Below are 20,210 nucleotides of genomic sequence, written 5' to 3' on the forward strand. Positions count from 1 at the left end.
ACGACCGAAATGGGATAGCGAAACGTGCTCACGAAGCGAAAAGCTGCGACGCGCGGCGGAACCGCGCCGATTGATGGCGGTCGAGGAAACTCAGCAATTCGGCGAAGAATTGCCAGGCGTCGGCACCATGAACCAGATGATGGGTGAGCAATCCGGTCGGTTCGTCCGGATCGGCGCGGCCGGTGCGCCGGGCGGCCAAGTGAGCGATCACCTGCTGGATCGCCGCCGCCGCGCCGACGAACGGGCGGCTGTCGGTGAGGTCTCCGCGGCGGCCGTCGCCGGCGGGCCGTTTCCAGTCGACGACGTCGACGTGGGCATTGATCTCGCGGAGCCGCGCCACTGGTTCCGGACGGCGCCGTGCGGCAAACCGCGACAGACCGCGATAGCCGATCTCGGGCAGCAACGGCACCAGCGATGGCGCGATCCGGTTCCACGGCGGCACCAGGACCGGCAGCACACGATCGCCGAACCGGGCGCCAAGTTGCTCGTGGCCGGTGGCGAGGTCGGCGAGCAGATACGGCGTCGGCCGCGACAATCCCAATTCGCTGCGCTTTTCATGCGGCGCCGCCATATTCTGGTGGGCATAGCCGTGTTGCAGAATTTCGACATCGACCCCGTCCAGGGCGTCGGCGAGGCTGGAATCGATCTTCGCCGGAACCACCGCCAGCGCGACCGGCACCCCGGTCTTCGACGATAGCGACAACAATTGGTCGAGCGCCGGGCCGGCGAGGTGGGCATCGTCGTCGCGCCACCAGAACTCGGCGATGCGGCCATCGTCGCGCCACCGTTCGAGTTCGCTATCGAGATCGTGCCAATCGCTCACGGTCGCTCCGCCAGCCAACCTTTTACCAAACGCGCACTGGTCGGCATGCCGCTCAGATCGACCTTCGGCGGCTTGAGCGGCGGGGCGGCAAGCGCGCGATCGATCGCCGCCGCGAGATGTTCCGCGGTCAAGTCCGATTCGGCAACGATCTGCACCCTGCCGCGCTCGGCGAGGACGCGAGCACGGGTCGATTGCTCGGTCTCGCCGCACCCGGCAAAGGGCACGACAATGGCCGGCGTCTCGGTCGACAGGAGGTCCATCACCGTGTTGTATCCGGCCTGGGAGACCGATACCGCGGCACCGGCCAAGAGCCGGCGGAAATCCGGCCGCGCCCGTTCGACGATCGTTCCCGCGGCGGCGTGCGCACGCAATTCATCGACTTCCGTCTCGCTCATATTGTGGCCGGCGAGCAGACGCCATGTCTGGCCCCGTGCCGCCGACAGCGGCCGCGCGGCGATCGCCGCCTGGAGCAATGCCATACCCACCGCGCCTCCGCCGGCGGAGACGACGATCTCCCGACGAGCGGCCGGCCTGGGGCGGCGTTGGGTCGCCGCCATGTAACCAGTATAGAAGACCTTTTTCCCGATTCGATCCGCTTCCGGGAAGCTCGATTCGAGCGGAATGAGATCGGGGTCGCCGTGAACCAGGACGGCGTCGAACTGTTCCAGGACGCGGCGGACGGTATCCGCGTTGCGCTCGGCGGAGCGCTCCTGCTGCACGTCGCGTATCGACGAGATTATCAGCGGACGGGGCGCCCGCGCGGCGGCGGCGTCGAGCAGCGGATCGAGCTCGAATCTCATCATCCAGCGGCCGAACGGAAAGGTCTCGACGATCAACGCGTCGGGCTCGATATCGGCGAACAACGCCAGCAGGCTGTCGCGTCTGGCGGCGCGGAACCGGTCGTCGAGGGGCTGCCCGTCGCCATCGACCAAGGTGCGGAAGGTCATGTCGGCGGCCCGCAACGGTGCCAGTTGGTGAATCCGGACATTGCCGGTGCCGACCGCCACGACCGCCATCCCGCCGGTGATCAAATCGACCTCGATGCCGGCGCGGTCCAAGGCGAGGGCGAGCAACTCCGCCCGTTTGTAGTGTCCGATGCCCAGCAAGTGCTGGACATAGATCATGGCCCGCGCCGTGTTCATGTCTCGACCAAGGGCAGGTTGAGGTGGCCGATACGCGGCCGGCCGCCGTCGTCGATATCGAAGGCGTGCGCCGCCGCCCAGGCCATCTTGTGTGGCGGTTTGCCGCGCATATCCCACCCGCTGGCCAGGGCAAAGATGGCGCGAATGACCCCCTTGTGGGCGACGGCCAGGGTCGGCGTACCGGCAGCGGCGATATCGGCGAGCCAGGAGCCGACCCGGACCTGAACCTCGCGCGGGCTCTCCCCGCCATGCGGGCGGAAGTCGAGGCCGCGATCCTCGTTGGCGCGGGCGGTTTCCCCGCCGCGGCGCCGGATGTCGGCCAAGGTCAGGCCTTCCCACGCGCCCCAGTGCATTTCAGCGAGCCGCGCATCGGTCGCCAGCGGCTCGGGCGCGCCAAGGAGACGCGCCGTCTCGACGGCCCGCACCAGCGGGCTCGAGATCCAGGCGAAGTCGGCCAATTCCGCCGGCACCCGCCACCGGCCGACCTCGCCCCGGCCGCCGTCGCTGAGCGGCGTGTCGCGGCGCCCCTGAATCCGACCGGCCTCGTTCCACGCCGTCGGACCGTGACGAATCAGCGCGACCCGGGTCATGCCGCGTGCCTGACGAGACCGCGAAGATGCCGGTCGAGGATCTCGGCGGCGCGGCTTATGTCGTGGCGTGAGGCGACGTGGTCGCGGGCCGAACGGCTCATCCGGCGGCGGCGCGCCGGGTCCGCGACGAGGCTGGTGACGGCGTCGGCGAAGGCATCGGCGTCACCCACCGGGGTCAAGATCGCCGAACTCCCGGTGACGATATCGGGCACGCCGCGGGTGTCGCCGGCAACGACCGGAAGACCGGCGGCCTGGGCTTCCAGGATTGCCATCCCAAAGGCCTCGCCCACGGCCGGCCAGAGGAACATATCGCCGGCGGCATAGATCGCCGGCAGCGCGTCGGCGGCGAGGGCGCCGGCGAAATGGAGCCGGTCCTGTGGTAGGGCGCAGAACAGGTCGCGGACCGCGCCGCCCGCCGGACCGTCGCCGACAATCAGCGACTGCCAGGGCGTCTGCCGGCACTCGGCGAGCGCCGCCGCCAACAGCTCATAGGAGGCGAATTTGTCGCCGCCGCGCATCATGGCGACGGTCAGCAGCCATGGCAGCGCCGGGTCGATGCCGTAGCGCCCGGCAACAGCGGCACGGTGGCGGTCGCGGTCGCGCGACGCGGCGGCATAGGGGGCGGCATCGAGGAACGGCGGCAGCACGGCGACCTTTTCGATGTCGACGATATCGGGCAGGCAAATCAGGTCGTCGCGGTTCAAGGCGAACAAGACCGCGGCGCGGCGCATGGCCTCGATGGTCGCGCGATGACCGGGTTCCCAAGCGCCTCCGGCTCGCTTCGGCGAATGCGAGGCCTCGGCCGCGACATAGGGAATGCCGAGCCCGTCGGCGACCGCCGGGCCGATCCAATCGGGCGCCTTGTAATAGACGTGATAGGTGAACCACAAATGCGGTCTTTCGCCGGGCGGGCGGGCGCGGTAACGGCGGACCAGCCGCGCCGCCAGCGCCGCCCCGACCCGCTGCAAGCGGTGCTGGCGTTCGCCGTCGCCGCTCGGTTCCCAACTGCGATAGGCGGTCGCCAGTTCGACATCGTGGCCGGCCAAGGCGAGCGCGTCCATCAACAGCCGCGACATCCGCCGATCCCCCGACGGCACCGGGTGGCGGGGCGATTTCAGCGGCGCATAGAATGCGATGCGCATCCCGATTCTCCGCCGGGCAAGTTGAACTGCGCGGCCAATTGGTCGCATCCGGTTTCGCAGGAGAACCGGTCACGCAGCCGGCGCTGGGCTTTTGCCGCCAAGTGCTCGCGCAATGCGGGCTCGCGGATCAAACGGATGAGGCCGTTGGTCAGCGCCGCCACATCATCGGGCGCGACCAGCAAGCCGTCGCTGCCGTCCTCGATCAGTTCGGGGATCGCGGCGACGTCGCTGCCCAGGCAGGCGAGGTTTTGGCTTTGCGCTTCCATCAGGACGTTGGGCAAGCCGTCGCGGTCGCCGTCGTCGGCGATCCGGCTGGCGAGGACGAAGAGGTCGGCTTGGCGATAGGCATCAAGCACCGAATCCTGTGCCTGCGGGCCGCGCCAGTCGATGCGCGCGGCGATCCCGAGATCGGCCGCCTGCGCCTTGAGCGCAGCCAGCAATTCACCATCGCCGACATGGACGAAGCGCCAGGCGAGGTCCGCCGGCAACGCCGCCAGCGCCCGCAACAGGGTGTCGTACCCCTTTTTCGCCACCGCCCGGCCGACCGACAGCACCACCGCCGGATCGTCCGGGTTGCATCCGTCGCGGCCGCCGAAGCGGGCGGGCGGCGCCGGAAAGCGATCGAAATCGAGCCCGTGATAGACGAGCCGAACCTTGGCCGGGTCGGGGGCCAGCGCCGCCAGGTGGGTGGCGCCGAAACCGGTGCAGGTGACCAACCAGTCGAGATCGGCGAGCTTCTCTCGAATCTCCCAATCGGGCGTCGTCCAGATATCTTTGGCGTGGGCCGAGCAACTCCACGGCCGGCCGCTGAGGCGCGCCGCATAGCGGGCCACCGACGCCGGCGTATGCAGGAAATGGGCGTGCAGCCGCTCGATCTCGGGGGCCAGCTCATGGGCCAGGACCAGGGCCTGGCCGAACCGCCGCACGCGATTGCTCGAGCGGTCCCGGGCCAGGTCGGCGCGCCACATGCGGTGGGCGGCGCGATAACCGGGGCGACCGCGCAACGCCAGCCAGGCGCGCCATACCCGCGCCGGGTCGTCGCCCAGGTATTCCGGCAGATAGGTCACCGGGGCCGTGATCTCGTCATGGACCGGGTGGGTCGCCGGATCCGTGGGCCGGCGCAGCGAATAGATTTGGATGTCGAGGCCGCGGCGCTCGAGGCCTCTTATTTCCTGAGCGATGAACGACTCCGATAGCCGGGGATATCCCTTCAGAACGAAGGCGACAGGGCCACCCATCACGCCGTCTCAGGCCCGTTGCCGGGCGGGCGGAGTCTTGGTCCGGGCCCGCGATCCCAGGATACGGCCGACCTTTTCGCAAATGTCCGGGAGGCCATCGAGCAACCCGGGCGGCATCGCCTGCGCCGGCGGTTGCTGCTCGGAAAATCCGCGGATCGCGGCGGCCATGACATCGGGATCGACGCACCGCGCCTCGTCGAGCGTGCGGACAAGGCCGAGCGCCTCGGCGCGCGTGGCGCGCAGCGCCTGTTCGCGGCGGGGGACGACGCGCGGCACGATTATCGCCGGTTTGTTGAACGACATGATTTCACAGAACGTGTTGTAGCCGCCCATCGAAACGATGCCGGCGGCATTGGCCATGAGCACCTCGACATGCGAATCGAAGGTGAGCGTTGTGACCCGGTCGAGGCGCGCGCCGCGGCGGCGGAAATCGCTTTGCAGTTCCGGTGCCATGAAGGGTCCGAATACGATCATCGCGCCGTACGGAATATCGGCGTCCGATTCGTAGGCCGACAGCACCCAGTCGATCAACGGGCCGCCATCGCCACCGCCGCCCGGCGTCACCAGGATGTAGGGCGCCTCGGGTATCTCGGGCATCGCCGAGCGCGGCGGCGCGAGGGGGACCGAGCGCCTGAGGTAGCCGGTATAGGCGACCTTTTTGCGCACCGTGGCCGGCAGATCGAGGCCTTCCAACGGGTCGCAAATCTCGGGTGCGCCATAAATCCAGATCTCGTCATAGAGCCCGTCGAGGGCCGGCAGCACATTCTTCCCCTTCCATTCCGGGACCAGGCCGTCGGGATCGTCGAGAACGTCCCGCAGACCGAGCACCAGGTGGGTGCCGCGCTTCTTCAGGTCGTTGAGGGTCTCGGTGACTTCGCCGCGCAGGCCGAGCGGTTCCTTGTCCATGATCAACATGTCGGGATCGAAGATGCGCGCGGTGTGCGAAATGATCGACGCCCGCATGTCGAGGGTCTGATGGGTGTCGATGTGGAGGCTGAGCGAGGTGTATTCGCCGTTGCGCAACTTGATGATGCCGGGGATGCGGACGAAGTCGACGCGGGCACCGAAATCGAAGCTGCCGATGATCGGCGAACCCGAAAGGATCAATATGGACAAGCCCTTGTAACGCTCGACGAGGGCATGCGCGATGGCGCGACAACGACGCAGATGGCCGAGCCCGAAACTGTCGTGACTGTAGATCAGGATGCGCGCATCCTGCAGGCGGTCGGTCATCTCGGCCCCATTTCACGTGGCGCCCATCGTACTCGGGCGGCGGACCTATGCGAAACGCTTTTCGCACGGTGCGTTTACCTGTAATCGACGGTAATATAGTGTCGCGTAAGCCGAAAAGGGGTTCGGCCACCATTCGGGGACAGGGTCATATGCGCGATTCGGCTCTCGAGCCATCGATCTTCAAGTTCATCTTCCGTTACAGCAAGAAAGAGCAGATCTTCGTAACGCTGATGACGGGGCTCATGTTCCCGATCCTCTATTACGCCCTCGAACTGCCCAAGATCATCATCAACGAAGCCATCGGCGGCACCGATTTCCCGACCGATCTGCTCGGCGTCGAATTGACCCAGGTCCAGTTCCTGATGGTGCTGTGCTTTGGCTTCCTGGCCTTGGTGTTGATCAGCGGCGGGCTCAAATACTACGTCAACGTCTATCGCGGGCGACTCGGCGAACGCATGTTGCGGCGCCTCCGGTTCGAGCTTTACAGCCGCGTGCTGCGTTTCCCGCTGCCCCATTTCAAACGGCTGTCCTCGGGCGAAATTATTCCGATGGTCACGGCCGAGGTCGAGCCGCTCGGCGGCTTCATCGGCGATGCCCTGGCGCTGCCGATGATGCAAGGCGGCACCCTCGTCACCTACATGTTCTTCATCTTCATCCAGGATTTCTGGCTCGGATTGGCCGCGATCTCGCTCTATCCGTTCCAAGTTTATCTGATCCCGAGGCTGCAACGGAAAGTCAACCTGCTCGCCAAGGAGCGGGTGCGCAACGTGCGCAAGCTCTCCGATCGGATCGGCGAATCGGTGTCCGGGGTGACCGAGATCCACGCCAACGACGCCTCGCGTCTGTTGCGCGCGGACATCGCCAACCGTCTCAACACGATCTACGACATTCGCTACGAGCTGTTTCGGCGCAAGTTCTTCATCAAGTTCCTCAACAATTTCCTGGGTCAGCTGACGCCCTTTTTCTTCTATTCGATCGGCGGCTATTTCGTGATCGGCGGGGAATTGTCTTTCGGCGCCCTGGTCGCCGTTATCGCCGCTTACAAAGATCTCGCCGCACCCTGGAAAGAGCTGCTCCAGTTTTACCAGATCAAGGAAGACGTCCGCATCAAATACGAGCAGGTGGCCGAGCAGTTCGAACCGGAAGGAATGCTCGAAGGCGAGCTGCAGGATTTGGAACCGGATCCGTTGCCCAATCTTCATGGCAAATTCGAGGCGGCAAACGTTCAGCTTTCCGAAGACGGCCGCGTCTACCAGGTCGCCGGCGCGACCTTCGAGATCGATACCACCGATCACGTCGCCATCGTCGGCGGCGGGGGCTCGGGCAAGGAGGAGCTGACGATGTTGATCGCCCGCCTGTTGGCGCCGAGCGGCGGCGCGATACGGGTCGGCGACGAACGCCTGCAGGACCTGCCGGAATCGGTGACCGGCCGCCGCATCGGTTATGTCGGCCCCAATTCCTTCATGTTCGCGGCGACCGTTTTCGACAACCTGACCCTCGGTCTCAAGCACCGGCCATTGTTGCCGCCGACCTACGAGGGCGAAGCAGCCGCGGCGCGCCAGACCTACATTCGCGAGGCGCAGTTCTCGGCGAATATCGACGACGATCCAACGGCGGACTGGATCGACTACGGGTCCGCCGGCGCGGATGGTCGGGCGGAGCTTTACGCCCGTATCGGTGAGGTCCTCGAGATCGTCGATCTCAGTGGCGACATTTACAGCTTCGGTCTGCGCGGCACGGTCGACCCGGTTGTGCATCCGGAGCTGGCGGGCAAGTTTCTCGAGGCGCGGTCCGCCCTGCGCGATCACCTAGCCCAGCCGACGATGCGGCAGATGGTCGAACCGTTCGATGTCGAGGCCTACAACACCAATGCGACGTTGGCCGAAAACCTCCTGTTCGGGACCCCAACCGGCACCGCCTTCGATGTCACCAATTTGGCCGACAATGCCTACGTCAAATCGGTTCTCGACGCCGAGGACCTGACCCATGATCTGCTCAGGATCGGCTATCAGGTCGCCGAAACGATGGTCGAACTGTTCGCCGGCCTGCCGGCGGGCCATGAGTTTTTCGCCCAATACAGCTTCGTCGATTCCGACGAGCTGCCCGAGATTCAGGGGCTGCTGAACCGCGTTCCCGCCGATCGCCTCGACGAACTCAAGCCCGAGGAAAGGACGCGGCTGCTATCGTTGCCCTTCGTCCTCGTCGAACGGCGCCACCGCCTCGACCTTATCAACGACAGCATGAAGGCCCGCATCCTCAAGGCGCGGCATTACTTTGCCGAAAACCTGCCCGAAGACCTCCGCGGCGAGATCGAGTTCTTCGACGCCTCGGCCTACAACGCAGCGGCCACGATCCAGGACAACATTCTGTTCGGCAAATTGGTCTACGGACAAGCGCAGGCCGAAGCCAAGGTCGGTGAAATGATTCGCACGGTCGTTGACGAACTCGATCTTGGCGAGGAAGTTGTCTTCGTCGGACTCAATTTCGACGTCGGCATCGCCGGGTCACGCCTGTCCGCCGCGCAGCGCCAGAAACTGGCCATCGCGCGCAGCTTGCTGAAGCAGCCCGACCTATTGGTCGCCAACGAAGCCACCGCTTCGTTGGATGGGGCGGCGCAGACGCGTATCCTCGACGCAATTCTTAGGACCCGCGCCGGACAGGGCGTAATCTGGGGTCTTCACCGAGCGGGTCTCGCCCGCAGTTTCGATCGGGTCATCGTGATGGCCAATGGCCGGGTCGTAGAACAGGGGGCCGTCGCCGAATTGGACAAGCAAGGGACGGCATTCTTCAAACTCGTAGAGGCCGAATAAACCGACCGACGGAGCGCGAACGATGGGATTGTCGGAAGAGGTCGAACTGCTGCGGAACATTCCGCTGTTCTCGAAGATCGAGCCGGCCAAGCTAAAGCTGCTGGCCTTTACCAGCGAGCGCCTGGTCTTTGCCGATGGCGAAGAACTGTTTCACCAGGGCGATTCCGGCGACGCCGCCTATATCATCATCGCCGGGGCCGCCGATATCGTCGTCGACGGTGACGCCGGTCCGGTCGTTGTCGCCCAAGTTGGCCGCAACGACATCGTTGGTGAAATCGCCATCATTTGCGACGTGCCGCGCACGGCAACGGTAAAGGCGAACGCGGAGCTCGAGACGCTGAAGATCTCGAAGGATCTATTCTTCCGGCTGATCAAGGAATTTCCGGAAATGTCGATCGAGATCATGCGCGAGCTGGCCGAGCGGCTGGAGAAAACGACCAATCAGCTGCGCGACGCGCTGACCGCGGCGGACCGCTAGCCGGACCGCGGCATGAGCCGGCTCGACAGCGCCATCCGCCGCCTCGAGGCCCAGCGCCATTGCCTCAATCGGGCTGCCCGCATGATCGACGGCGTCAGCGGTCCGGTCCTCGAATTCGGTCTCGGCAACGGGCGCACCTTCGATCACCTGCGGGAGTTGTTTCCCGATCGGGAAATTTTCGTCTTCGACCGGCATGTCGAGGCGCACCGCGAATGCATCCCCGACGACCGCCACATTGTCGTCGGCGATTTCCGCGATACGCTTGCCGGCGCCGGCGCGCGCATCGGCGCGCCCGCCGCCCTGGTCCATTGCGACGTCGGCAGCGGCCGGGCGGAAGAAGACCGGCGCCTGGCCCGATACCTTGCCGGCGCGCTGTCCGGACTGGTCGCGCCGGGCTGCGTCGTGGTCGCCGATCAGGCCCTCGACAGTGACACGCTGGTTGCCATCGACCCGCCGTCGGAGGTCGAGCCGAGGCGCTATTTCATGTACCGCGCGGTGCCGACGTGAGCCGTCTGCAGCGAATGATCGACCGCTTGACCACGCAACGCGCCTGCTTGGAATTCGCCGCCGGGGACATCGCCGCCCGCGACGGACCGGTGCTCGAAATCGGGCTCGGCAAGGGCCGGACCTATAGCCATTTGCGAGCCCTCTTGCCGCGGCGGGAAATCTTCGCCTTCGACCGCGAAGTCCATGCCCCGGCCGATGCGCAACCGGACGCGGCGCATATCCTGCTCGGCGATTTTCGCGAGACCCTGCCGGCGGCGGCGGCGGTCATCGGCGCGCCGGCCGCGCTCATCCACGCCGATATCGGTTCCGAAAAACCGGCGCGCGATGCCAAGCTTGCCGCCGCTATCGCGCCTCACCTCGCGGTCTTGGCGGCGCCCGCCGCACTGGTTCTGTGCGACCGCGCCCTTCCGGTGCCGGCCTGGACCCGGCTGCCACTGCCCAAGGGCGCCGGTGACTGGGAGTATTTCGTTTACCGCGTGCCGCAATGACGCGGCGGTTTTCGATTAGGAGGGTGGCCGCGATTCAACGCCGAGATTGGCCAGCACGGTGTCCCAGCGATTGAAGTATTCGGCGCGCGAATAAGTATGCGTCGCCAGCTCGAGGCCGATCCGGGCGCGTTCCTTGCGCAGCACGGGGTCGGCGACGAGCGCCAGGATGTCCTCGCCGAAGGCGCGCGGGTCGTCGAATGTCGGGATCGGTTCGCAACCGTTCGCGGCGAGGCCGCGCACCGCCGCCGCGGTCGCCGTCACCGCACAGCCGAGGGTCAAGGCCTCGAGCGTCTTGATCGGGATGCCGGCGCCGCTGGTGACCGGCAGGGCGACGAGTTTGGCGGCGCTGTAATACGGGCCGATGTCTGGAACCTGCCCGGTACATCTCACGTTCGGGTGGTCGATGGTCAAGGCGTCGGAGATGCCGCCGACAATGGTCACGGTGACCGGGCGGCCGCTCAACACCGGCGCGAAGACCTCGTCGATGAACCACCGCATACTGATGATATTGGCGGCGTGACGCGAGGCGACAAGCAGGATGTCGAACGGCTCCGGAAAAAGGATCCGGTCCCGGGTCGCGAACAGCGCCGGGGCCGATCCGGGAGCCTCCTGTCCGTTGGGCCGCAAGCCCTTGCGATCGTTCAAATAGGGATGGATGGTGGTTATTCGCTCCAAGCCCCCCGACTCGGCAAAGAACCGGCTCTCGTCTTCGTTGAGCGAAACGACCCAGGCGGCGTCGCGCATCAGCGCGAACTCGTCGGCGAGGGCCGCGTCCATATCGAAGTTCGGCGCCGATTGCGACGCCACGACATTGCGCAGCCGCGACTGCTCGGCCTGGATGTCGTGGCTCTCGAGCACCAGCCGCGAGCCGGGAAAGAGACGCTTCGCCAGCTTCATGTTGAAGCAGTGATTGACGACGACGATGTCGGGCTTGCGACGTGAAAACACACGCCCGATCGAGGCCGGCAGTTCGGCCAGATCCAGGCATACGGCACGCATCGCGATGCTGCTGCTGAATAGCGTTCGCCCATTCCGCCGCAACGCCCGCGCCCACGGCAGAAGTCCCACCGTCATGTTGGTCAATAACGTGCGATGGGCATGCGAGCCGCGGTTGCGGGCCAGGATATAGGCGGTCAGGTCGTCGGGATTGTTGTGGCCGAGGAACAAATCGTTGGCGATGATTTCAATGACGTAGAACCCGCGCTCCACCAAATAGGAGATCTGGTTGGCGAACACCATGTTGCTGCCGCAGAACAGCCATTGCGGGCGAATGACGACGGCCAGCTTTTGCGCCGGTCGGTGGGCATCGGCGACGCTCGATGACGGCGCGAGGTCGTCAGCTTCAAGGCGATCGAGTTGTCCGACCTCGAGCGAAAGGAGATCCTCGAGCTCGACGCTTAGCGTTGGTGAATCGCAAAAGATGCGAAGGCGATCGGCGACGCGGGAGGTCGCCAACCGGCTGCCCAGGGTTTCGGGATCGATGGTCTCGGCGAAAGCGAGGCGCCCTTTCTCCGCGACCAGCAGGACGAAAACGATCTCTCCGCGCCACCCGTCGGCCAGCAATTCGAGATCGATCAGGGCGTCGAGGTCGGAAGGGTCGCGGGACAGGATCACGGCGACGTCGGGCGCGGCACGATCGCCGCCGCCGACCAGGCTGGACAGGCCGCGCGACAATTCCGCGAATGGTTCACAGGAAACCGCGGGGCCGGCGACGAGATTCTTGATCACGCGCGGCAGTCCGACCATGAAGACCACGATGTCGCGGAATGGCCGGCCGACAAGGCGTAGCCAGCCCAGCACGCGATCACCCCGTGCTCCTACACGGCCCGCCGAATCTTGATACCGAGTGGCCAACGACAGGCGGAACAATGCACGCAAGCCGTCGCCGACGTGTTTGCTCTTATTCTGCGTGAGATGAGAGAGCAGTCGCGAAGCTTTCCCTTTTGGTCCTCGCGGGGCGGCGTCGCCGTTCGGCCCAGTTGCCTCGCATATCTCTGCACATTCAAAATAGGGTGCCCATGACACCGAAGACTCATTACGCGGGTCAACAAAGTCCATATTGGCAATGCCGATTGCCGAAGAGCCGGCCTCCTCTGCGATGGCGGCGATCTTGCGCGCCGCCGCGAACACCGGTCCGACCGGGCCGCGCAACTGAGGGGCCACCAACATAACGTAATTAGCGATACCAACCTCGCGTTCGATTTCGTCCGCCGACGCCGATTCCCTGGCGACGTGTTCAATATCCATCTTTGCTTCGGTCGCCATCGCAACGGAGCCGCTAGATTGCGATATCGATCATGACCGGGACGTGGTCGGAGGGTTGCTGCCAGCTCCGCAGCTCACGCAGGATTTGGGCGCGCTTGAGCTTGGGCGCCAGCGCCGGTGTCACCCAGATATGATCGAGGCGGCGGCCGCGGTCGTTCTCGGTCCAGTCCGGCGAACGATAGCTCCACCAACTGAACAGCTTCTCCTCCTCGGGCACGAAATGGCGCACCGCGTCGACCCAATCGTGGGCGGCGGCGACGCGGCGATAATGCTCGACCTCGATCGGCGTGTGACTGACCACGCGGAGCAATTGCTTGTGCGACCAGACATCGGTTTCGAGCGGGGCGACGTTGAGGTCGCCGACCAGGATCGCCTTGCGCGCCGGGTCCTTGCGCGCCGCCCACCAATTGGCCATCTCGGTCATGAAATGGAGCTTGTGGGCGAACTTGGCGTTGGTCTCGGGGTCCGGCACGTCGCCGCCGGCGGGGACGTAGTAGTTGTGCAATTCGACGCCGCCGCGCAGCTCGACCCAGGCATGGCGGCTGTCATCCTTGCCGCACCAGCGCTCGCCGCCGGTGGCTTTGAACGGCAGCCGCGACAGCACGGCGACACCGTTGTAGCTCTTCATGCCGAGGACGTGCTGATGGCGGAAGCCGATCTCGCGCATCGCCGCGGCGGGGAACAAATCGGTTGTGACCTTGATCTCCTGCAGGCACAGGATGTCGGGGGCGAACTCGGCCGTGAAATGACCGATCTGCTCGACCCGCAACCGGACCGAGTTGATGTTCCAAGTGGCGATGCGGATCGCCATCGATTCAGATTATGGTGACGGTGAGGTCGTCGAGGCCGTCGATATGTCCATCGAGGCGATCGCCCGCTACCACCGGGCCGACCCCTTCGGGGGTGCCGGTATAGATCAGGTCGCCGGGTGCCAGGGTCACCAGGCCGGAGAGATAGGCGATGGTCTCGCTGACGCTCCAGATCAGATTGGCGATGTCCGATTCCTGACGGGTCTCGCCGTTCACGGTGAGGCGGATCAGGCCGCTCTCGAAATGGCCGACATCGGCGACCCGATGGACCGTGCCGCATGGTGCCGAATTGTCGAATCCCTTGCCCATGTCCCACGGGCGGCCGATCTCGCGGGCGGCGATCTGCACGTCGCGGCGGGTCATGTCGAGCCCCGGCGCATAGCCTAAGACATGGTCGAGCGCCCGGTCGGCCGCAATATCGGCACCGCCGGTACCGATCGCGGCGACCAGCTCGAATTCGAAGTGGTAGTTCGAGGTCGCCGGCGGATAGGGGATCGCGGCCCCGTTCTGGACGATGGCGTCTCCCGGCTTCATGAAGAAGAACGGCGGTTCGCGGTCGGGGTCGAAGCCCATTTCGCGGGCATGGGCGGCATAGTTGCGGCCGACGCAATAGATGCGCCGCACGGGAAACAGGTCGGCGCTGCCGGCGACCGGCACAGCGGGCGGATCCCACAGGGATATGGCGTAGGTCATCGATCGGCACCTCGATCCGGCATGGCGGGCGGCCCGGTTATCGGCCACGGCCCGCCGGTCCCTTGTTTAGAGCACTATGTGTCCATGTGGAACCATTCTGCCGGAGGCATATTTCGCCGTGACCAGGAAAGCGCCGAAGAGCGTATCCCGCATACGGTCGAGGCGGTTGACGCCGTCATGGCGAAAAAGGCCCCGGCCCGACAGGGTTGCGTTTGGGCGGGCATCCGCGTCGTTGCCGCCCTCACCCGATGCTTCGGCATCGCGTTTCGGACGGCGCCTTGCGGCCTGCCACGCCCAAACCGCACCAGAATTGTTTCCACATGGACACATAGCCCTCTAACGGCCCGGTCGCGGCGGCGCAATCGGGACGCATCCGTTGCAGTCGCGGGGCCCGGCCCTATAGTGCGGTCTCCAATACGAGGAGCGCCGAACCGAGATGACGATCGATGTGGCCCGGGCCCGGGCCGACACGCCGGGGACGGAACACGTCGTCCACCTCAACAACGCCGGCGCCGCGCTGATGCCGCGCCCGGTGATCGCCGCCCAGCGCGACCATCTCGACCTCGAATCGCGGATCGGCGGTTACGAGGCGGCGGCGCGCGAGGCCGCGCGCATCGACGCGGTCTATGACTCCCTCGCCCGGCTGATCAACGCGGCGCCGGACGAGATCGCCGTCGTCGAGAACGCGACCGTCGGCTGGGACATGGCGTTCTACGCGTTGCCCTTCGGCCGGGGTGACCGCATCCTCACCGCCGGCGCTGAATACGCCGCCAACTATCTCGCCTATCTGCAGGTCGCGCGGCGCACCGGCGCCGTCATCGAAATAATCCCCTCGATGGCCAGCGGCGAGACCTCGCCCGAGGCCCTTGAGGCAATGATCGACGACCGGGTCAAGCTGATTTCGGTGACCCACGTTCCGACCAATGGCGGCCTGGTCAATCCCGCCGCGGAGATCGGCGCTATTGCGCGCCGTCACGGCATCCCGTTCCTGCTCGATGCCTGCCAATCGGTCGGCCAGATGCCGATCGACGTCGCCGCGATCGGCTGCGATATGCTGACCGCGACCGGGCGGAAATTCCTCCGCGGTCCCCGCGGCATCGGCTTTCTCTATGTCCGGCGCGCGCTGCTCGACGATCTCGAGCCGCCGATGATAGACATGCACTCGGCGCGCTGGGTCGCGCCCGACCGCTACGAGCTGCGACCCGACGCCCGCCGGTTCGAGAACTGGGAGAACAACTACGCCGCCAAGCTGGGCCTCGGCGCCGCCGCCGACTACGCGCTCGATTGGGGCCTCGACGCCATCGCGGACCGCGTTTTCGCGCTCGGCGAAACGACACGTCGCCGCCTCGATGCGATCCCCGGCGTCACCGTCCGCGACATCGGACGCCGGCGCTGCGGCATCGTCAGCTTCACCGTCGACGGTATCGATGCCGATGAGGTCAAGGCGCGGCTCGGCGCGGTGGCGATCAACGTCTCGGTGTCGACACCCAGCAGCACGCTCCTCGATGCCACCGAACGCGGCCTGCCCGATGTCATCCGTGCCTCGGTCCACTATTACAACGACGAGGACGAGATCGACCGCTTCGCCGATGCGGTGACGGCGATTGCCCGCGGCTGAACCGCCGGCGGATTTCCGGTTTTCCCAACGCAGTCGTGGAAATTACCCCTCACCCCGACCCTCTCCCCAAAATTGGGGAGAGGGAGTTCGACTAAGGTCACGGCATTTTCCCTCGCCCCTCCGGGGAGAGGGCGGCAGAGGTCGAGCGCGGCGAAGCCGCGACCGGCCCGAGCCGGGTGAGGGGTTGTCTCGCAGAACTGGGATCCAGTGCCTTCGCGGCGCGAACCTAAGCCACACGGTGGACGGGATGCTTGTCGTGGCTCGCTGTGGCGTGGGCGCGGCAAGCGTCGCCGAAGGCGCCGAACAGGGCGCGGCCGAAGGCGTTGTCCTGGAACTTGAATTCCGGGTGCCACTGAATGCCGAGCGCGAAGGCGCGGGCCTGATCGACGCGCACCGCTTCGACGGTGCCGTCGGGCGCCGTGGCCTCGATCACAAGACCCTCGCCGGGCCGGTCGATGCCCTGGGAGTGGAGCGAATTGACGTCCATTTCAGTAGTCCCGGCGAGCTCGGCCGTCATGCCGCCCGGCGCCATCTCGATGGCGTGCGCCGGTCCGTACATGATGTCGTGGGGCTGGCCCTCCGGGGCGCGGTGATCGAGGCGGTCCGGCACCTCGTGCAGGTTCTGGTGCAGCGTGCCGCCGAGCGCGACGTTCAGTTCCTGGATACCGCGGCAGATCGCGAGCAGCGGCACGCCGGCATCGATCGCGGCGCGAATCAACGGCAGCGTCGTCTCGTCGCGGTCGCGATCGTGCAAGGTGCCCTCGCGGCTCGGCGGGCCGGCATAGCGGTGGGGCTCGACGTTCGACGGGCTGCCGGTGACCAGGAAGCCGTCGAACCGCTCGATCATCAGCGGAATGTCGTAGTGGGCACCAAGGGCGGGAATGATCACCGGCTGAGCGTCGGCGCCGAACGCGATGGCAGTGATGTATTTGTGCCCGGCGGCGTGGAACGGGTGCGTCTCGATGGTCTTGACGCAGGCCGGAACGCCGACCAGGGGATGCGGGGCGCTGGACATGGCTTTTCGCTACCATGGTCGGCGACCGACCGGCAAGGGGCGTTTCGACGGGGCAGCCATGTCCGAATTGCCGCATTGGCATGGCGCACGGGCGATGCCATATGTCGAGGATGGAAGACGCCGCCGCGGTATTCGTCGAAAACAAAGCCCTCGTGGTCACCGTCTGGTTCGTCCTCCTGTTTGTCGGCGAACGCGTTCACGCCGCGACCACGGCGATCCTCGAAGAGGGCGGCCGCGAGGTCGAATGGCGGCGCGATTGGCCGCGGTTCGGCCGCAATCTGGGTCTGTTCGTGGTCAACGCGCTGTTGTCGCCGTTGTTCGTGCTGCCGATCTCGGCCTGGGCCGGCGCTCACGGGCTCGGGCTTCGGCCCGATTGGTGGGTGCTGGTCCTCGACATCATCATCCTCGATTTGTGGATCTATTGGTGGCACCGGGCCAACCACGAGGTGCCGTTCCTGTGGCGCTTTCACTTGGTCCACCATCTCGACCGCTTTCTCGACACCACGTCGGCGGTGCGCTTCCACTTCGGCGAGGTCTTCCTGTCGGCGCTCGCCCGCGCACCGGTCATCATCGTGCTCGATATTCCATTCGCCTCGGTGGTCGTGTTCGAGACCCTGGTCCTGGCCGGCGCGGTGTTCCACCATTCCAATTTGCGCCTGCCGGCACTTGTCGAAACCGTGCTGTCGAAGGTCATCATCACGCCCGGCATCCACTGGGTCCATCACCACCGGGTGCGGCGCGACACGGATTCGAACTACGGCACGATCTTCAGCTTCTGGGACCCGCTGTTCCGCACCCGCAGCGGCCATCGACGGACGGCGGACATGGAAATCGGCGTCGAGGGCCAAGACGAGCAGCCGTTCCACGACCTATTCGTCACGCCGTTCCGCGCCGCGCCGTGAGTGACGGCGATTCGATCAAGCCGGTCGGGCTCTAATTGAATGTTGCCGGCGCCAATCGCCGGTAGATCGTGATGAAGGGGTTCGCGTTGGCGTGGATGACCGCGACCGAGTCATGCCAGCCGCGAGGCGCGAATTCCTTGACGCGCTCGTAGCCGTCGGGGGCGGGCGAGCGTTTCGGGTCGCCGACGACGATGTGGTAGCCGCAATCGGGGCCGTGCAGCCGATAGCGCGCGACATCGAGAGGCGGCATGCGGTAGGGGGACGGGCGCGCGGTGCCGGCGCAGACGCTGCTCCCCGCGGGAACCTCTGCGGACACCCAGGCGGCCGCGGCGAGGCGCGTTCCCCGTAGCGGGTCGTTTTCGTCGACATAGGCGATCTTGAGGGGAACGGTCTGCAGGACGGTCAGCACGAAGACTGCGGCAAGGACTGGCCGGCGATGCGGCCACGGCCGAGAAACGGTGACCAGCAACGCGATCGGCACCATGAAGCCTAAATACCGGTAGCTCAGAGCGCCGCCGTCGAGCCCCTGCGTGACATAGGCATAGAACAGGATAGGCCCCGCGAGGAGCGCGGCTGCCCACCACGTCACCGGTCCGCGGCCGGTGGCCAGGCGGTACAGCCATAGACCGAGCAACAGCAGCACGAACGCAAGCCCGAAGCCGAGCACCAGCGGAGTCGCGAAAAACCCCCAGATGCGTTCCGGGTCGATGGAATAGTCAACCCAGCCCGTCGATTGGCTCGTCTCGAGGCCGAGCCGGCCCAAGTCGATGACAAAATAGGGGCTGGTCGCGAAGAAGGCGAGGAACGCGGCAAGCGGAATGCGGAAAAGCGCGCGGGGATTCATCGATCCGTCGCGCACCGCCGCGAGCACGGCGAAGCCCAGCAGCAAGGCGGGGCCGGGATTGAGCGGAACGGAAGCGAGAGCGAGACCGCCCAGCACACCCAACGCCAGTTCGTCTCCTACGCGGAAGTCGTGCCGCTGCCAGGCGCGGACCAGGACGTAGAGGCCGCCGCAGACCCACAGCAAGGCATACCAATGGGGCTTCGTCACCACGCTAAACACGATGGTCGCGGGAACGAAGAGATAAATGCCGAGCGCCCAGGTCGCCGACCACGGGTCGCCGACAATTCGGAAGGTTCTATAAAGGACCAAAGCGGAGAGAAGAAACGCGATCAGGACGAAGACCCGCCCCGCAACATACACTTCGTCGAGCCCGTCGGGCGATTTCAGGACCTCTTCGAGCGACCCCACCTCGATGATGCCGGCCTTCGAGAGGACGAAGTACCAGAGCCCGAGGGGATAAAGGAAGGCGCCGCCATACTGGTAGTAATCGGGATTGAAATCGAATTCGCGCGGCTTCATCCGGCTCAGCGCCATGATCGCCATATGCTCGTCCGGATTGACGCTATAGAGCTTGAACCGCATCGCGGCCTTGCCCGCGGATTCGGGAATCTCGGGAGCCACCGCGATGACGGTCACCTGCCGCTCGAAGGCCCCGGACAGCGCCGCGCCATCGAAAACGAAATTCCGGATGTGAGCGACGTCGTTGAAACGCGTGCCGTAATCGATGGTCCAGGCCTGGACCAAGGCGAAGACCAATGCCAGGGCAAGCGCCCCGAACTCGGCGACCGGTGTCGGGTTCTTGCTCGCCGTCACGCCGAGGCCAAGGTCATGCAAAGCCCTCGCTGAAAAGCGTCCATGCGCCCTCGGGTTCAGTCATAGGGGCCGACCTTGCCGATGACAAGCGTCCTCCGGCTGCCGGGGCGCCGTCGCTATTTGTTGGGTCCGGTGATGTCGGGGGAAATGTAGAGGAACAGCCGTTCCTCGAGTTCGGCGCCGAACACGGAATCGAGTAGCGCCACGCGGGTCTCCTGGCCGTCGGGATCGAAGATGCTCCAGCGGCTGAGCTCGAGCGGCTCGCGTTTGAAGATCAGTTCGACCGTGCCGGAGTCCGGCTGCTCGGCCTGGACCAAGGTCACCTTGAGGGTGTCATCGGCGCGTTCGAGGCGGCGCACCAGAACGTTCTTGCCGAATTCCGTATGTTCCTCGACGAGGAAATAGGCCGGCGTGTCGTCGATCGACATTTCGACCGTCTGCTTGACCGAGCCGTCGTAGAAGAAAAACGCGCGCCCGGTGGCGACCATCAGGATCTTGACCGGCGGGTCGTATTCGACCCGCATCTTGCCGGGGCGCGAAAGGAAGAAGGATCCGGTCGCGATGCCGCCGTCGGGCGACATCTGCATGAAGCGGGCGGCGACGGTGGTGAGACCGTTGAGGTATTCCTCGACGCGGTCGAGGTCGGCCTGGTCGCGCTCGGATAGCGCCTGGGCCGGCAGCGCCAGCGACAGTGATAGCGCCACCACCAGCGCCATCAGACCGCCGCCGCCGCGCGGCCATTTCGCGAATCTCGAAACCATGGTCTCTATGTAAGTCGAAACGGGGCCGTTCGCCACCGC

Annotated in this window: 18 protein-coding genes; 6 read left to right on the forward strand and 12 right to left on the reverse strand. The window is 65.7% G+C overall.

Annotated features, from left to right (window positions below; genetic code table 11):
• Positions 1-28: 28 nt before the first annotated feature.
• From GY791_00080 to GY791_00105, 6 genes are read right to left on the reverse strand one after another with little or no spacing between them, the layout of a single operon-like run.
• Positions 29-823: a hypothetical protein gene (locus GY791_00080; protein MCP4326825.1), complete on the reverse strand. Its 795-nt coding sequence runs from the start codon at positions 821-823 to the stop codon at positions 29-31.
• Positions 820-1,947, reverse strand: coding sequence for a glycosyl transferase family 28 (locus tag GY791_00085; GenBank protein MCP4326826.1), 1,128 nt, complete (start codon positions 1,945-1,947; stop codon positions 820-822). The genes GY791_00080 and GY791_00085 overlap by 4 nt, the downstream gene beginning before the upstream one ends.
• Before the next feature lie 14 nt (positions 1,948-1,961).
• Complete coding sequence (locus tag GY791_00090) at positions 1,962-2,555, reverse strand: histidine phosphatase family protein (GenBank protein ID MCP4326827.1); 594 nt, start codon at positions 2,553-2,555, stop codon at positions 1,962-1,964.
• Positions 2,552-3,697, reverse strand: a complete 1,146-nt coding sequence (locus tag GY791_00095; GenBank protein ID MCP4326828.1) for a glycosyltransferase family 4 protein — start codon at positions 3,695-3,697, stop codon at positions 2,552-2,554. Before GY791_00095 ends, GY791_00090 begins: the two co-directional genes overlap by 4 nt.
• The gene (locus GY791_00100; GenBank protein ID MCP4326829.1) at positions 3,670-4,935 is read right to left on the reverse strand and encodes a glycosyltransferase family 4 protein; all 1,266 of its coding nucleotides are present in this window, start codon (positions 4,933-4,935) and stop codon (positions 3,670-3,672) included. The genes GY791_00095 and GY791_00100 overlap by 28 nt, the downstream gene beginning before the upstream one ends.
• Before the next feature lie 9 nt (positions 4,936-4,944).
• The gene (locus GY791_00105; GenBank protein MCP4326830.1) at positions 4,945-6,156 is read right to left on the reverse strand and encodes a hypothetical protein; all 1,212 of its coding nucleotides are present in this window, start codon (positions 6,154-6,156) and stop codon (positions 4,945-4,947) included.
• Positions 6,157-6,317: 161 nt separating this feature from the next.
• Between GY791_00105 and GY791_00110 the strand changes: the two genes are divergently transcribed.
• Genes GY791_00110 through GY791_00125 form a run of 4 tightly spaced genes read left to right on the forward strand, consistent with a single transcriptional unit; the run spans position 6,318 to position 10,451 of the window.
• On the forward strand, positions 6,318-8,978 hold the full coding sequence (locus GY791_00110) for an ABC transporter ATP-binding protein (protein MCP4326831.1): 2,661 nt from the start codon (positions 6,318-6,320) through the stop codon (positions 8,976-8,978).
• A gap of 22 nt (positions 8,979-9,000) precedes the next feature.
• Positions 9,001-9,456 carry a Crp/Fnr family transcriptional regulator gene (locus GY791_00115; protein MCP4326832.1) on the forward strand — a complete coding sequence of 152 codons (456 nt, stop codon included), beginning with the start codon at positions 9,001-9,003 and terminating at the stop codon, positions 9,454-9,456.
• A gap of 12 nt (positions 9,457-9,468) precedes the next feature.
• Positions 9,469-9,963, forward strand: a complete 495-nt coding sequence (locus GY791_00120; protein ID MCP4326833.1) for a hypothetical protein — start codon at positions 9,469-9,471, stop codon at positions 9,961-9,963.
• Positions 9,964-9,977: 14 nt separating this feature from the next.
• Entirely contained in the window at positions 9,978-10,451 is a 474-nt protein-coding gene (locus tag GY791_00125; GenBank protein ID MCP4326834.1) for a hypothetical protein, read from the forward strand.
• 15 nt (positions 10,452-10,466) lie between these two features.
• Here the strand turns inward: GY791_00125 and GY791_00130 are convergent, their stop codons facing one another.
• The 3 genes from GY791_00130 to GY791_00140 all read right to left on the reverse strand — a co-directional run bounded on the left by GY791_00130 (position 10,467) and on the right by GY791_00140 (position 14,218).
• Positions 10,467-12,251, reverse strand: a complete 1,785-nt coding sequence (locus GY791_00130) for a glycosyltransferase (protein ID MCP4326835.1) — start codon at positions 12,249-12,251, stop codon at positions 10,467-10,469.
• A 478-nt stretch (positions 12,252-12,729) separates the two neighbouring features.
• Positions 12,730-13,521 carry an exodeoxyribonuclease III gene (gene xth / locus GY791_00135; GenBank protein ID MCP4326836.1) on the reverse strand — a complete coding sequence of 264 codons (792 nt, stop codon included), beginning with the start codon at positions 13,519-13,521 and terminating at the stop codon, positions 12,730-12,732.
• A 10-nt stretch (positions 13,522-13,531) separates the two neighbouring features.
• Complete coding sequence (locus GY791_00140; protein MCP4326837.1) at positions 13,532-14,218, reverse strand: fumarylacetoacetate hydrolase family protein; 687 nt, start codon at positions 14,216-14,218, stop codon at positions 13,532-13,534.
• Positions 14,219-14,654: 436 nt separating this feature from the next.
• Here GY791_00140 and GY791_00145 point away from each other — a divergent pair, with 436 nt between their 5' ends.
• The gene (locus GY791_00145) at positions 14,655-15,836 is read left to right on the forward strand and encodes an aminotransferase class V-fold PLP-dependent enzyme (GenBank protein ID MCP4326838.1); all 1,182 of its coding nucleotides are present in this window, start codon (positions 14,655-14,657) and stop codon (positions 15,834-15,836) included.
• 226 nt (positions 15,837-16,062) lie between these two features.
• On the opposite strand, the gene GY791_00150 is transcribed toward GY791_00145, so the two are convergent.
• The gene (locus tag GY791_00150) at positions 16,063-16,851 is read right to left on the reverse strand and encodes a gamma-glutamyl-gamma-aminobutyrate hydrolase family protein (protein ID MCP4326839.1); all 789 of its coding nucleotides are present in this window, start codon (positions 16,849-16,851) and stop codon (positions 16,063-16,065) included.
• Between the two features lie 110 nt (positions 16,852-16,961).
• Between GY791_00150 and GY791_00155 the strand changes: the two genes are divergently transcribed.
• Positions 16,962-17,753, forward strand: coding sequence for a sterol desaturase family protein (locus GY791_00155; GenBank protein MCP4326840.1), 792 nt, complete (start codon positions 16,962-16,964; stop codon positions 17,751-17,753).
• A 31-nt stretch (positions 17,754-17,784) separates the two neighbouring features.
• On the opposite strand, the gene GY791_00160 is transcribed toward GY791_00155, so the two are convergent.
• Together GY791_00160 and GY791_00165 are read right to left on the reverse strand one after the other, a co-directional pair.
• Positions 17,785-19,431 carry a glycosyltransferase family 39 protein gene (locus GY791_00160; protein MCP4326841.1) on the reverse strand — a complete coding sequence of 549 codons (1,647 nt, stop codon included), beginning with the start codon at positions 19,429-19,431 and terminating at the stop codon, positions 17,785-17,787.
• Between the two features lie 95 nt (positions 19,432-19,526).
• The gene (locus tag GY791_00165; GenBank protein MCP4326842.1) at positions 19,527-20,171 is read right to left on the reverse strand and encodes an outer membrane lipoprotein carrier protein LolA; all 645 of its coding nucleotides are present in this window, start codon (positions 20,169-20,171) and stop codon (positions 19,527-19,529) included.
• Positions 20,172-20,210 lie beyond the last annotated feature (39 nt).

This window comes from Alphaproteobacteria bacterium, from assembly GCA_024244705.1.
Classification (GTDB): domain Bacteria; phylum Pseudomonadota; class Alphaproteobacteria; order JAAEOK01; family JAAEOK01; genus JAAEOK01.

What these genes read in the sequence shown, in the direction of transcription:
- GY791_00090 (MCP4326827.1), bottom strand. Translation starts at nt 2,555, where the DNA reads ATGACCCGGGTCGCGCTGATTCGTCACGGTCCGACGGCGTGGAACGAG.
- GY791_00100 (MCP4326829.1), bottom strand. Translation starts at nt 4,935, where the DNA reads ATGGGTGGCCCTGTCGCCTTCGTTCTGAAGGGATATCCCCGGCTATCG.
- GY791_00165 (MCP4326842.1), bottom strand. Translation starts at nt 20,171, where the DNA reads ATGGTTTCGAGATTCGCGAAATGGCCGCGCGGCGGCGGCGGTCTGATG.
- GY791_00120 (MCP4326833.1), top strand. Translation starts at nt 9,469, where the DNA reads ATGAGCCGGCTCGACAGCGCCATCCGCCGCCTCGAGGCCCAGCGCCAT.
- GY791_00145 (MCP4326838.1), top strand. Translation starts at nt 14,655, where the DNA reads ATGACGATCGATGTGGCCCGGGCCCGGGCCGACACGCCGGGGACGGAA.
- GY791_00125 (MCP4326834.1), top strand. Translation starts at nt 9,978, where the DNA reads ATGATCGACCGCTTGACCACGCAACGCGCCTGCTTGGAATTCGCCGCC.
- GY791_00140 (MCP4326837.1), bottom strand. Translation starts at nt 14,218, where the DNA reads ATGACCTACGCCATATCCCTGTGGGATCCGCCCGCTGTGCCGGTCGCC.
- GY791_00110 (MCP4326831.1), top strand. Translation starts at nt 6,318, where the DNA reads ATGCGCGATTCGGCTCTCGAGCCATCGATCTTCAAGTTCATCTTCCGT.
- GY791_00150 (MCP4326839.1), bottom strand. Translation starts at nt 16,851, where the DNA reads ATGTCCAGCGCCCCGCATCCCCTGGTCGGCGTTCCGGCCTGCGTCAAG.
- GY791_00085 (MCP4326826.1), bottom strand. Translation starts at nt 1,947, where the DNA reads ATGATCTATGTCCAGCACTTGCTGGGCATCGGACACTACAAACGGGCG.
- GY791_00115 (MCP4326832.1), top strand. Translation starts at nt 9,001, where the DNA reads ATGGGATTGTCGGAAGAGGTCGAACTGCTGCGGAACATTCCGCTGTTC.
- GY791_00155 (MCP4326840.1), top strand. Translation starts at nt 16,962, where the DNA reads ATGGAAGACGCCGCCGCGGTATTCGTCGAAAACAAAGCCCTCGTGGTC.
- GY791_00095 (MCP4326828.1), bottom strand. Translation starts at nt 3,697, where the DNA reads ATGCGCATCGCATTCTATGCGCCGCTGAAATCGCCCCGCCACCCGGTG.